Here is a 12209-nt window from a genome sequence, read left to right as displayed (position 1 = left end):
AAACGAGAATGCGTTTTTATTTGAAGGAACGAGCAATGAAAAAAAATAAACATCAGGGAGAAGGGCTTATTCCCGCCATATCCCGGCGTCATTTTATTCAGGCAGGGTCGGCGCTCGCCGCCCTGCCGTTTGTCGTCAAAACCGGCAAAGTACAGGCACAGGACGCGGCGGTTTCAGACGCTACGCCTGAAGAAAAAGTGGTGCAAACCTGTAGTACGTTTGACTGCGGCGGCAAGTGTGATATTCGTGCTCACGTCAGTGATGGCGTTGTGACCCGAATTTCAACGCGACCGGATAACGCGCTGGATCCGCAGATGCCAGTGATGCGCGCCTGCGTTCGGGGTCGGGCTTATCGGAAATTTGTTTATCATCCCGATCGGCTTAAATATCCAATGAAACGCGTGGGTAAACGTGGCGAAGGAAAATTCGAACGTATTACCTGGGATGAAGCCACCACCCTTATTGCGAATCAATTAAAAACTATTACGCAAAAATACGGTGCTGCGTCACGCTATGTTCATGTGGGCACCGCGGTGTCCGGCGGGACCTTTTCCGGCGATAAAATGGTTCGTCGTCTGCTCAACTTAACCGGCGGCTATCTCGAAAGCTATCACTCGGTCAGTATGGGTAACACGGCGGCGGCAACGCCGTATACCTATGGCACCGCCGCCAGCGGCAGCTCTCTGGACACGCTGCTGGACACCAAACTGGTCATTCTCTGGGGGCATAACCCGACGGAAACCATCTTCGGGCACAGCAACCACTTCTACCAGAAGATGAAGCAAAACGGCACGCGCTTTATCGTTGTTGACCCACGCTATTCCGATACGGTTTCCTCCCTTGCCGATCAGTGGATCCCATTGCTTCCTGCCACGGACAACGCCCTGATGGACGCGATGATGTATGTGATCGTCACGGAGAATCTGCACGATCGCGACTTTATTCAACGCTACACCCTGGGCTTTGACGAAGACGCCATGCCAGAAGGCGTTCCGGCCAATGAATCCCTGATGGCTTACCTGAGCGGTGCAAAGGATGGCGTGGCGAAAACGCCCGAGTGGGCAGAGAAAATCACTCACGTGCCTGCACAAACTATTCGTCAGCTGGCGCGCGACTACGCAACCACCAAACCCGCCGCGCTGATCCAGGGCTGGGGACCGCAGCGTCACAACTGCGGCGAGCGCACCGCGCGCGGCTCGACGATACTGGCCACGCTGACGGGTAACGTTGGGGTGAAAGGCGGCTGGGCAGCAGGCTATGGAGGCTGCGCAAACCGCAAATTTGCGGCCGGGCCAGAGATGCCGGACAACCCGGTCAAAGCCAAAATTTCGGTCATGAACTGGGTGCAGGCTGCTGATGATGCTTCTAAGGTAACCGCGGAAGATGGCCTGAAGGATGCTGAGAAGCTGGACAGCAATATCCGCATCCTGTTCTCGCTGGCGGGCAATTATCTGGCTAACCAGAACCCGGATCTTCATCAGGCAACCCGTGTCCTGGAAGACGAGTCGAAAATCGAGTTTATCGTCGCAAGCGATCTGTTTATGACGCCTAGCGCCAGATACGCCGACCTGCTTTTGCCGGAAACCAGCTTTATGGAACGCTGGAATATCGGCGAAACCTGGGGCACGGCAAGCTATCTGATCCTGTCAGAAAAGCTCATTGAACCTGAATTTGAACGCCGTTCAGACTACGACTGGCTGCGGGAGGTCGCTGCTAAGCTTGGCGTCGAGCCAGCGTTCAGCGAGGGCCGTGACGAAAAAGCGTGGATTGAGCACATCTGGGAGCAGACGCGGCTGTCCATGCCGGATGAAAACCTGCCGGACTTCGCGACGCTACAGAAGAAGCGTCAGCATCTTTTCAAAAGCGCGCCGTACGTTGCCTTTGAAGACAACATTCGCGATCCGCAGAATCATCCGTTCCCGACGCCGTCCGGAAAAATTGAGATCTTCTCGAAGCGTCTGTACGACATGCATCACCCGGAAATTCCGGCGCTGTCGCACTACGTGCCTGCCCATGAAGGGCCGGAAGACGAGCTGGCGAAAACCTTCCCGCTCCAGCTGATCACCTGGAAAGGGAAAAACCGCGCTAACTCCACCCAGTACGCCAACCCGTGGTTAATTGAGGCGCAGCAGCAAAAGCTGTGGATCAACCCGCAGGATGCGCAAAAGCGCGGCATTGCGCAGGGGGATACCGTGCGTATTCATAACGCGCGCGGCATTTGCGAGATCCCGGCGGAGGTCACGCCGCGCATCATTCCAGGCGTGGTGGCCATGCAGGCAGGCGCCTGGTGGCAGCCGGACGAGCAGGGTATCGATAAAGGCGGCTGCGCGAACGTGCTCAGTTCCGCCCGTATTACCGCGCTTGCGAAAGGGAATTCCCATCAAACCATGCTGGTGGAGGTAGCTAAAGCATGAGTCAGTTTAAACATTACGCACCGGTGAGCGACAAACAGCTGGGTTTTTATATCGACTCTTCTCGCTGCTCGGGCTGCAAGGCATGCCAGGTGGCGTGCAAAGATAAAAACAACCTTGAGGTCGGACGTCGTTTCCGTCGCGTTTATGAAGTCAATGGCGGGAATTTCATCCCAACCGGGCAGGGCGGCGTCAGCAACAATGTGTTTGCCTACACGCTCTCTATTTCCTGTAACCACTGTGCAGACCCAATCTGCACTAAAAACTGTCCGACCACGGCGATGCACAAGCGTCCGGGAGACGGCATTGTGCGCGTTGATACTGATAAGTGCGTCGGCTGCGGCTACTGCGCGTGGTCTTGCCCTTACGGCGCGCCACAGCTCAACGAGCAGACCGGGCAGATGTCCAAATGTGATTTCTGCGTGGATCTCCAGGCGAAGGGAGAGCAGCCCGTCTGTGTGGCAACCTGTCCACTCGAAGCGATTAAATTCGGGCCGATTGATGAACTGCGGGCGAAGTATGGTGCGGTCTGTGATGTGAAAGGCTTGCCTGATTCCTCCATCACCAAACCAAACCTGGTGATCAAAGCGCATCAGGGCGCAGAGAAAGAGGGGAAATGTCATGCATGAGTTACCGCTGCTGATTTTTACGCTGTTCCTGCAAGGATCGGTTGGCGTTACGCTGTGGCTGGCGTTCGGAAGCACGCAACGTAGCGCGCTGCTGCCGGCTGCCGGAGCGTTTGTGCTGGCGAGCCTGGGGCTGCTTGCCTCCGCGCTGCACATGGGCTATCCGCTTAATGCTTTTAACGCGCTGCGCCACGTATCCAGCTCCTGGCTGAGCCGTGAGATTATCTTTGCCAGTCTTTATCTTGCGGCACTTGGCCTCGCAACGCTGCTGATGTTTGTCAAAAAGCCTGGCTGGAAGCCACTGCTGGTTGTGGCAGGTCTTGTCGGGCTGGTGGATGTGTTCTGCATGGCGCAGATCTACATGCACGCATCCGTGGTGACATGGCAGCATGTTAACACTCTGGTGCTGTTTATCGGTTCGGTGGGGATTATCGGCTCAGCCTGCATGGCCGTTGGGACGCGTTCCCAGTCAACCGTGCGTGCGGCGGTTGTCATTATCACGCTGCTGGTGCTTGTGCGTCTGGTGATGCAGCCCGTCTGGCTGGCAGATATTACGGCTATGGACCACACCGTGGTGACGTTCCCTCATGCACCGCTACAGATGCTGGAGCAACTGCGAACCGTTCATCTGCTGAGCTGGTGCGTATCCGTTGCGGGTATGCTGTGCTTTGCTGCGGGCGGTCTGAAAGCGGCGCGATCTCCCATACTGCTGGGAGGCGCGTTGCTGATTGTCGGTGAGCTGATGCTGCGCTTTGTTTTCTTCAGTATTGGCTGATGGGCGGATTGACCTTTGCCCCGGCGATGGACGTGACGCATGCGTGCGTCCGTCGCCGTTTTCGCCACTCTTCCTGCCTCGCCTGCGCGGACGTCTGTCCTGTGCAGGCTTTTTCTTTTACCGACTCAGGCGTCTCGGTTGATGACAGCCGCTGTATTGAATGCGGTGACTGCCTGTTCGTCTGCCCCGCTGGGGCCATCACCGGCATCACGCCGCGAAAACGCTTTCTGAGTGGCGATACGCTTGTTGGGCCGTTTACTGATCGTGCGCCAGGGGTGAATGAGCTTCTGCTGTGGCACGCGCAGTACCACGTTCGTTTTATCAGTATCGACGCGGAACAGAATCCTGACTGGTTGCTGGCGATTGCCCGGCTGAATCTGGCGCTTCGTCGACGCGGTGAAGCGGCGTGGGCGTTTAAACATATACCCGTCAACGAGGTTAATACCGCCCGGCGTGCGCTGATGCACGTTCCCCGTGAGGATGTCCGGGTCTGTAGCGTCGTGCCCGGTCAGCATGAGCTGCGCAGGGCGTTTTCTGCGTTTAGCGAGGCAGAGATAACTCTCGATACCGAATCCTGCGTACTCTGCGGCGCGTGCTGGCGGAGTTGTACGGAAAACGCGATTCGGTTTGAGAACGCTGAACTGGTCGTGGAAACCGGACGCTGTACGGGGTGCGGCGGCTGCGAAGCGGTATGCCAGCATGCGGCGATAAACGTGACGCAAACAGAAGGAACAGCGAAAAGCGTGACCATACCGGCATATGAAGCCGTTTGCCTGACGTGCCACCGTCATTTCTGGTCATTTACGTCTGATGAAAAGCAGTGTCCGCTCTGTTTTCATCATCAACACGGTATGCGAAATACGAGCTGTTGCTAATCTTCGTCTCATTTTAAAAAAATGTTATGCATAACCATAGGCAATGGCGCTATTGCTCTTTATAATCCGCGCCACACCATACTCAGGTATGCAAAAACAACAGAACATTTTACAGAGGTTATCAATGGCTATTGAACGTACTTTTTCCATCATCAAACCAAACGCGGTGGCAAAAAACGTTATTGGCAGCATCTTCGCTCGCTTTGAATCAGCAGGGTTTAAGATCGTTGGCACCAAAATGCTGCACCTGACCGTTGAGCAGGCTCGCGGTTTCTACGCTGAGCACGAAGGTCGCCCATTCTTTGACGGTCTGGTCGAGTTCATGACTTCTGGCCCAATCGTGGTATCCGTACTGGAAGGCGAAAACGCGGTACAGCGTCACCGCGATCTGCTGGGTGCAACCAACCCGGACAACGCACTGGCAGGTACTCTGCGCGCCGACTACGCAGACAGCTTCACCGAGAACGGCACCCACGGTTCCGACTCTGTTGAATCTGCTGCGCGCGAAATCGCGTTCTTCTTCGCTGAAGGCGAAGTGTGCCCGCGCACTCGCTAATAATTTCGTAAATGCCGCGTGCAAACGTGGCATCCCTGCGCCAGACTTTGTACAATGCAACGCCCCGGACGAGCAGACTGCTTACCGGGGCGTTTCTTTTCAACCCACCAAGGGCCACAACGTGTAACAACGAGGCCGGAAAAAATTATGTCTGAATTAGTGAATACCTCCGAAGTCGCCATTCCTGCGGTTCCTAATAAAAATGGAAAAATTAACCTGCTGGACCTGAACCGTCAGCAGATGCGCGAGTTCTTTAAAGAGATGGGCGAGAAGCCGTTTCGTGCCGATCAGGTCATGAAATGGATGTACCACTATTGCAGCGACAACTTTGATGACATGACGGACATCAACAAAGTGCTGCGCAATAAGCTTAAAGAAGTGGCTGAAATCCGCGCACCGGAAGTGGTGGAAGAGCAGCGCTCTTCAGATGGCACCATCAAGTGGGCCATTGCCGTTGGCGATCAGCGCGTTGAAACCGTGTATATCCCGGAAGACGATCGCGCCACGCTGTGCGTCTCTTCTCAGGTGGGCTGTGCGCTGGAGTGCAAATTCTGCTCTACGGCGCAGCAGGGCTTTAACCGTAACCTGCGCGTGTCGGAAATCATCGGCCAGGTCTGGCGTGCCGCGAAAATCGTGGGCGCGGCGAAAGTCACCGGTACACGTCCAATCACCAACGTGGTGATGATGGGGATGGGTGAACCGCTGCTCAACCTGACCAACGTCGTTCCGGCGATGGAAATTATGCTCGACGATTTCGGTTTTGGTCTGTCCAAGCGCCGCGTTACGCTCTCTACTTCCGGCGTGGTGCCTGCGCTGGACAAACTGGGTGACATGATTGACGTTGCGCTGGCCATCTCTCTTCACGCGCCAAACGACGCCATCCGTGACGAAATTGTGCCGATCAACAAAAAGTACAATATCGAAACCTTCCTGGCTGGCGTGCGCCGTTACCTGGAGAAATCCAACGCTAACCAGGGCCGCGTGACCATTGAATACGTGATGCTGGATCATGTTAACGACGGTACCGAGCATGCACATGAGCTGGCTGAACTGCTTAAAGATACGCCATGCAAGATCAACCTGATCCCATGGAACCCGTTCCCGGGCGCGCCGTATGGCCGTAGCTCGAACAGCCGTATCGATCGCTTCTCAAAAGTGCTGATGGAGTATGGTTTCACCACCATCGTACGTAAAACGCGTGGCGACGATATCGACGCAGCCTGTGGCCAGCTGGCGGGTGACGTTATTGACCGTACCAAACGTACGCTGCGTAAGCGTATGCAGGGTGAGTCAATCGCGGTTAAAACCGTTTGATTATTATGCAGACACGGCGCATTTTTTGCGCCGTGAAGCATTAATTTACTGAATATTCAGTCACAATCATCACGACTGATTAATAATTACGGTGCGTTTCATACGACTTTCGGGCAGTATGTAACGACGTAACAACAGTTTAGCGTGAAGGCCTGCCAGCGCTGTCATCTGCGGCCCGACAGTCTTATACTGTTTGTTCAAGGTTAACTGACCTAAAGTTTCGCGGTGCGGGTGGCATTGTGACTCACCGGCACCTGAACCCTTATTTTCACGTACCAGTAGTTGTAGCGAATGAATACTGAAGCCACTCACGATCAAAATGCAGCACTCTCCACTGGCGTTCGTCTTCGCAACGCCCGTGAACAACTCGGACTTAGCCAGCAAGCCGTTGCAGAACGCCTGTGCCTGAAGGTTTCCACCGTTCGCGATATTGAAGAAGATAAGGCACCCGCCGATCTGGCTTCAACGTTTCTGCGCGGTTATATCCGTTCTTACGCCAAACTGGTTCATATCCCTGAAGACGAATTACTGCCGATGATGGAGAAGCAGGCGCCTGTGCGTGCGGCAAAAGTTGCGCCGATGCAAAGCTTCTCTCTGGGTAAACGTCGTAAAAAACGCGATGGCTGGCTGATGAGCTTTACCTGGCTGGTCCTGTTTGTGGTTGTCGGCCTGACGGGCGCATGGTGGTGGCAAAACCACAAAGCGCAGCAGGAAGAGATCACCACCATGGCCGATCAGTCCTCCGCTGAGCTTAATCAGTCTGGTAATAACGGCGCGCAAAGCGTGCCGTTGAGCACCGAAGGGGCGACCTCCAGCGAACCTCAGTCGGCAGCAAGCAACACGCCTGCAACCGAGCCAGCGGCGACGCCAGAAGCGACGGCGAATACCGCGCCAGCCACCCAGACCCAGGATCAGAACGCGGTCGTATCACCTTCTCAGGCCAATGTTGATACCGCCCCTGCGGCAACGGCACCGGCAGAGAACACCGCGGCGTCACTGCCAACTGACCCGGCTGGCACGGCGGCACCTGCCGTGGACCCGAATGCGCTGGTGATGAATTTTACGGCTGATTGCTGGCTGGAAGTGACTGACGCGACAGGTAAAAAGCTGTTCAGCGGCCTGCAACGTAAAGATGGCACGTTAAATCTAACGGGCCAGGCACCTTACAAGCTTAAAATCGGCGCACCGGCAGCGGTACAGATCCAGTATCAAGGAAAACCTGTCGATCTGAGCCGCTTTATCAGAACTAACCAGGTTGCGCGTCTTACCGTTAATGCCGAACAATCAGCAGCACAGTAACAGACGGGCAATGCGGGAGATTTTACATGCATAACCAGGCTCCTATTCAACGTAGAAAATCGAAACGGATTTACGTTGGGAACGTGCCAATCGGCGATGGGGCGCCTATCGCCGTCCAGTCGATGACCAATACGCGTACTACGGATGTAGAAGCGACGGTCAATCAAATCAAAGCATTAGAACGCGTCGGCGCGGACATTGTTCGCGTCTCTGTGCCTACCATGGACGCCGCCGAGGCGTTCAAACTGATCAAGCAGCAGGTGAGTGTTCCGCTGGTTGCCGATATTCACTTCGATTACCGTATCGCGCTGAAAGTCGCTGAATACGGTGTCGATTGTCTGCGTATTAACCCAGGCAACATCGGCAACGAAGAGCGCATTCGCATGGTGGTTGACTGCGCCCGCGACAAAAACATTCCAATCCGTATCGGCGTAAACGCTGGCTCTCTGGAAAAAGATCTCCAGGAAAAGTACGGGGAGCCGACGCCGCAGGCGCTGCTCGAATCCGCAATGCGTCACGTCGATCATCTGGATCGCCTTAACTTCGATCAGTTTAAAGTGAGCGTGAAAGCGTCTGACGTCTTCCTGGCCGTTGAATCGTATCGTCTGCTGGCAAAACAGATCGATCAGCCGCTGCATCTTGGCATCACCGAGGCGGGCGGTCTGCGCAGCGGTTCGGTAAAATCGGCGATTGGTCTCGGCCTGCTGCTCTCTGAAGGCATCGGCGACACGTTACGCGTCTCCCTGGCCGCCGATCCGGTGGAAGAGATCAAAGTCGGATTCGACATCCTGAAATCACTGCGTATCCGCGCGCGTGGGATCAACTTCATCGCCTGCCCAACCTGTTCACGTCAGGAGTTTGACGTGATCGGCACCGTGAATGCTCTGGAGCAGCGCCTGGAAGACATCATCACCCCGATGGACGTTTCCATCATCGGCTGCGTGGTGAACGGTCCGGGTGAAGCGCTGGTGTCCACGCTGGGCGTGACCGGCGGTAACAAGAAAAGTGGTCTCTATGAGGATGGCGTTCGTAAAGATCGTCTGGATAATAGTGACATGATCGACCAGCTCGAAGCCCGCATTCGTGCAAAAGCGACGATGATGGACGAAGCGCAGCGCATCAGCGTTCAGCAGGTTGAAAAATAACGTGATGGGAAGCAGGCTGCTTCCCATGTATGATTGAACCCATTCTTTGGGTTCTTTTTTGTATATAGAAAGAGAATAAACGTGGCAAAAAACATTCAAGCCATCCGCGGCATGAACGATTATCTGCCTGGCGAAACCGCCATCTGGCAGCGCATTGAAGGCACACTGAAGCAGGTGCTCGGCAGCTACGGTTACAGCGAAATTCGTTTGCCGATTGTAGAGCAGACCCCGTTATTCAAACGCGCGATCGGCGAAGTAACCGACGTGGTTGAAAAAGAGATGTATACCTTTGAGGACCGCAACGGCGACAGCCTGACCCTGCGTCCTGAGGGGACGGCGGGTTGCGTACGCGCCGGCATCGAACATGGTCTCCTGTACAATCAGGAGCAGCGCCTGTGGTATATCGGCCCGATGTTCCGCCACGAACGTCCGCAAAAAGGCCGCTACCGTCAGTTCAACCAGCTTGGCGTGGAAGTGTTTGGTCTGCAAGGACCAGATATCGATGCCGAACTGATTATGCTGACTGCCCGCTGGTGGCGTGCGCTCGGTATTTCTGAGCACGTTTCCCTGGAGCTGAACTCTATCGGTTCTCTGGAAGCGCGTGCGAACTATCGCGATGCGCTGGTGGCGTTCCTGGAACAGCACAAAGAGAAGCTCGACGAAGACTGTAAGCGTCGTATGTACAGCAACCCGCTGCGCGTACTCGATTCCAAAAATCCTGACGTACAGGCGCTGCTGAACGATGCGCCAGCGCTGGGTGACTACCTGGATGAAGATTCTCGCGAACACTTTGCCGGCCTGTGCAAGCTGCTTGAAGCGGCGGGCATTGCTTATACCGTTAACCAGCGTCTGGTGCGCGGTCTGGACTACTACAACCGCACCGTATTTGAGTGGGTCACCACCAGCCTCGGTTCGCAGGGCACCGTCTGTGCTGGCGGTCGTTATGACGGTCTGGTCGAGCAACTGGGTGGTCGCGCAGCACCGGCAGTAGGCTTCGCGATGGGCCTTGAGCGACTTGTTTTGCTGGTTCAGGCAGTTAATCCGGAATTTAAAGCCGATCCTGTTGTCGATATATACCTGGTGGCCTCAGGTGCGGATACGCAGTCTGCGGCAATGCAGCTTGCCGAACGCGTGCGCGATGCGCTGCCGGACGTTAAGCTGATGACCAACCACGGCGGCGGCAACTTTAAAAAACAGTTTGCTCGTGCCGATAAGTGGGGCGCAAGTATCGCACTGGTGCTGGGTGAGTCCGAAGTGGCCAACGGCGAAGTGGTAGTTAAAGACCTGCGCTCTGGTGAGCAAACTACGGTAACGCAGGATGGCGTTGCGGCGCACTTGCGCACTCTATTGGGCTAAGGAGAAGGACTGCGTGGAAATTTACGAGAACGAACACGACCAGGTTGATGCGGTTAAACGCTTCTTTGCTGAAAACGGCAAGGCACTGGTTGTAGGGGTTATTTTAGGTGTTGGTGCGCTGGTAGGCTGGCGTTACTGGAACAATCATCAGGCTGACTCTGCTCGCGGTTCGTCCCTGAACTACGAAAATACCGTTAGCGCAATCCGTGCCGATCAGCCGCAAACGCTGACGGCTGCGGAGAAATTTGCCGCTGACAACAAAAACACCTACGGCGCGCTGGCTGCGCTGGAAGTGGCTCAGCAGTATGTTGATAAAAACGAACTGGACAAAGCCGCTGCGCAACTGTCTCAGGGGCTTGCTGCTGCCGGTGACGATAATCTGAAAGCGGTGATCAATCTGCGTCTGGCGCGTATCCAGGTTCAGCAGAAAAAAGCCGACGACGCGCTCAAAACGCTTGATACCATCAAAGGCGAAGGCTTTGCCGCTATTGTTGCCGATCTTCGCGGTGAAGCACTGCTGAGTAAGGGTGATAAAGCGGGCGCGCGTAAAGCGTGGCAAGCTGGCGTGGATAGTAAAGCTTCACCTGCGCTGAGCGAAATGATGCAGATGAAAATAAATAATTTGTCCGTCTGAGAGGGACCCAATGCAATTGCGTAAATTACTTCTGCCAGGACTGCTTTCTGTTACGTTATTGAGTGGTTGTTCACTGTTCAGTGGCGAAGAAGACGTTGTTAAAATGTCCCCGCTGCCGACGGTTGAAAACCAGTTCACCCCATCTACCGCCTGGGACACTTCCGTAGGCGATGGTATTGGCGATTTTTATTCCAACCTGCACCCGGCATTTGCTGACGGCGTTGTCTATGCGGCCGATCGCAAAGGCACCGTTAAAGCGCTGAACGCTGATGACGGAAAAGAAGTGTGGTCCATTAACCTGGCGGAAAAAGACGGCTGGTTCTCCCGTAAACCTGCACTGCTTTCTGGCGGCCTGACCGTTACTGGCGGTCACGTGTATGTGGGCAGCGAAAAAGCGCAGGTTTACGCGCTGAATGCCAGCGACGGTTCGGTTGCATGGCAGACCACCGTTGCCGGTGAATCCTTGTCGCGTCCGGTTGTTAGCGACGGCCTGGTGCTGATCCATACCAGCAACGGCCAGTTGCAGGCGCTGAACGAAGCCGATGGTCTGGTAAAATGGACGGTTAACCTGGATATGCCAGCGCTGTCTCTGCGTGGTGAATCTGCTCCGGCGACCGCATTTGGTGCCGCCATTGTGGGCGGTGACAACGGCCGAGTCAGCGCGGTACTGATGCAGCAGGGCCAGATGATCTGGCAGCAGCGTATTTCCCAGGCGACCGGTTCAACTGAAATCGACCGTCTGAGTGACGTGGACACCACGCCAGTTATCGTCGACGGTGTGGTTTACGCGCTGGCGTATAACGGCAACCTGACGGCGCTGGACCTGCGTAGCGGCCAGATCATGTGGAAACGTGAGCTGGGTTCCGTGAACGATTTCATCGTCGACGGCAACCGTATTTATATGGTGGATCAGAACGACCGCCTGCTGGCGCTGAGCACCGAAGGTGGCGTAACGCTGTGGACGCAAAGCGATCTGCTGCACCGTCTGCTGACCGCACCGGCACTGTATAACGGCAGCCTGGTGGTGGGCGACAGCGAAGGCTATATGCACTGGATTGATCCAGAGAATGGCCGCTTCGTGGCACAGCAGAAAGTGGATAGCTCAGGCTTCCTGACGGAGCCCGTTGTGGCTGACGGCAAACTGCTGATTCAGGCAAAAGACGGCACGCTGTACGCGATCACGCGTTAATTACACGGCGGTTGTAGTATACTAAACGG

The 12209-nt window shown here is 55.4% G+C and carries 11 protein-coding genes; all 11 read left to right on the top strand.

Features of this window, described 5'->3' with window-relative positions; all coding sequences use genetic code 11:
• The first annotated feature begins 35 nt into the window (after positions 1 to 35).
• The 11 genes from SK47_RS15645 (at position 36) to bamB (ending at position 12180) form a co-directional block, all read left to right on the top strand.
• Positions 36 to 2414: a DMSO/selenate family reductase complex A subunit gene (locus SK47_RS15645; protein WP_032659760.1), complete on the top strand. Its 2379-nt coding sequence runs from the start codon at positions 36 to 38 to the stop codon at positions 2412 to 2414.
• The gene (locus SK47_RS15640) at positions 2411 to 3040 is read left to right on the top strand and encodes a DMSO/selenate family reductase complex B subunit (RefSeq protein WP_023314649.1); all 630 of its coding nucleotides are present in this window, start codon (positions 2411 to 2413) and stop codon (positions 3038 to 3040) included. Before SK47_RS15645 ends, SK47_RS15640 begins: the two co-directional genes overlap by 4 nt.
• Complete coding sequence (locus SK47_RS15635) at positions 3033 to 3812, top strand: dimethyl sulfoxide reductase anchor subunit family protein (RefSeq protein ID WP_048244639.1); 780 nt, start codon at positions 3033 to 3035, stop codon at positions 3810 to 3812. The genes SK47_RS15640 and SK47_RS15635 overlap by 8 nt, the downstream gene beginning before the upstream one ends.
• The gene (locus tag SK47_RS15630) at positions 3812 to 4687 is read left to right on the top strand and encodes a 4Fe-4S binding protein (RefSeq protein WP_048244637.1); all 876 of its coding nucleotides are present in this window, start codon (positions 3812 to 3814) and stop codon (positions 4685 to 4687) included. Before SK47_RS15635 ends, SK47_RS15630 begins: the two co-directional genes overlap by 1 nt.
• A gap of 124 nt (positions 4688 to 4811) precedes the next feature.
• Complete coding sequence (ndk, locus tag SK47_RS15625) at positions 4812 to 5243, top strand: nucleoside-diphosphate kinase (protein ID WP_003860625.1); 432 nt, start codon at positions 4812 to 4814, stop codon at positions 5241 to 5243.
• Between the two features lie 147 nt (positions 5244 to 5390).
• On the top strand, positions 5391 to 6557 hold the full coding sequence (locus tag SK47_RS15620) for a dual-specificity RNA methyltransferase RlmN (RefSeq protein WP_003860623.1): 1167 nt from the start codon (positions 5391 to 5393) through the stop codon (positions 6555 to 6557).
• A gap of 291 nt (positions 6558 to 6848) precedes the next feature.
• Positions 6849 to 7856, top strand: a complete 1008-nt coding sequence (gene rodZ, locus SK47_RS15615; protein ID WP_023325062.1) for a cytoskeleton protein RodZ — start codon at positions 6849 to 6851, stop codon at positions 7854 to 7856.
• 26 nt (positions 7857 to 7882) lie between these two features.
• Positions 7883 to 9001, top strand: coding sequence for a flavodoxin-dependent (E)-4-hydroxy-3-methylbut-2-enyl-diphosphate synthase (gene ispG / locus SK47_RS15610; protein WP_003860619.1), 1119 nt, complete (start codon positions 7883 to 7885; stop codon positions 8999 to 9001).
• 81 nt (positions 9002 to 9082) lie between these two features.
• The gene (gene hisS / locus SK47_RS15605) at positions 9083 to 10357 is read left to right on the top strand and encodes a histidine--tRNA ligase (protein ID WP_022649001.1); all 1275 of its coding nucleotides are present in this window, start codon (positions 9083 to 9085) and stop codon (positions 10355 to 10357) included.
• Between the two features lie 13 nt (positions 10358 to 10370).
• Entirely contained in the window at positions 10371 to 10991 is a 621-nt protein-coding gene (locus SK47_RS15600; protein ID WP_032659748.1) for a YfgM family protein, read from the top strand.
• A 10-nt stretch (positions 10992 to 11001) separates the two neighbouring features.
• Positions 11002 to 12180, top strand: coding sequence for an outer membrane protein assembly factor BamB (gene bamB / locus SK47_RS15595; protein ID WP_003860612.1), 1179 nt, complete (start codon positions 11002 to 11004; stop codon positions 12178 to 12180).
• Positions 12181 to 12209: the final 29 nt, after the last annotated feature.

The sequence above is a fragment of the Enterobacter sp. BWH52 genome (assembly GCF_001037565.1).
GTDB lineage: Bacteria > Pseudomonadota > Gammaproteobacteria > Enterobacterales > Enterobacteriaceae > Enterobacter > Enterobacter hormaechei_C.
Note: the sequence above shows the minus strand (reverse complement) of the source record. Positions and strands in the feature narration are given on the sequence as shown.

What these genes read in the sequence shown, in the direction of transcription:
- SK47_RS15620 (WP_003860623.1), top strand. Translation starts at nt 5,391, where the DNA reads ATGTCTGAATTAGTGAATACCTCCGAAGTCGCCATTCCTGCGGTTCCT.
- SK47_RS15630 (WP_048244637.1), top strand. Translation starts at nt 3,812, where the DNA reads ATGGGCGGATTGACCTTTGCCCCGGCGATGGACGTGACGCATGCGTGC.
- SK47_RS15645 (WP_032659760.1), top strand. Translation starts at nt 36, where the DNA reads ATGAAAAAAAATAAACATCAGGGAGAAGGGCTTATTCCCGCCATATCC.
- bamB (WP_003860612.1), top strand. Translation starts at nt 11,002, where the DNA reads ATGCAATTGCGTAAATTACTTCTGCCAGGACTGCTTTCTGTTACGTTA.
- rodZ (WP_023325062.1), top strand. Translation starts at nt 6,849, where the DNA reads ATGAATACTGAAGCCACTCACGATCAAAATGCAGCACTCTCCACTGGC.
- SK47_RS15635 (WP_048244639.1), top strand. Translation starts at nt 3,033, where the DNA reads ATGCATGAGTTACCGCTGCTGATTTTTACGCTGTTCCTGCAAGGATCG.
- SK47_RS15640 (WP_023314649.1), top strand. Translation starts at nt 2,411, where the DNA reads ATGAGTCAGTTTAAACATTACGCACCGGTGAGCGACAAACAGCTGGGT.
- ispG (WP_003860619.1), top strand. Translation starts at nt 7,883, where the DNA reads ATGCATAACCAGGCTCCTATTCAACGTAGAAAATCGAAACGGATTTAC.
- ndk (WP_003860625.1), top strand. Translation starts at nt 4,812, where the DNA reads ATGGCTATTGAACGTACTTTTTCCATCATCAAACCAAACGCGGTGGCA.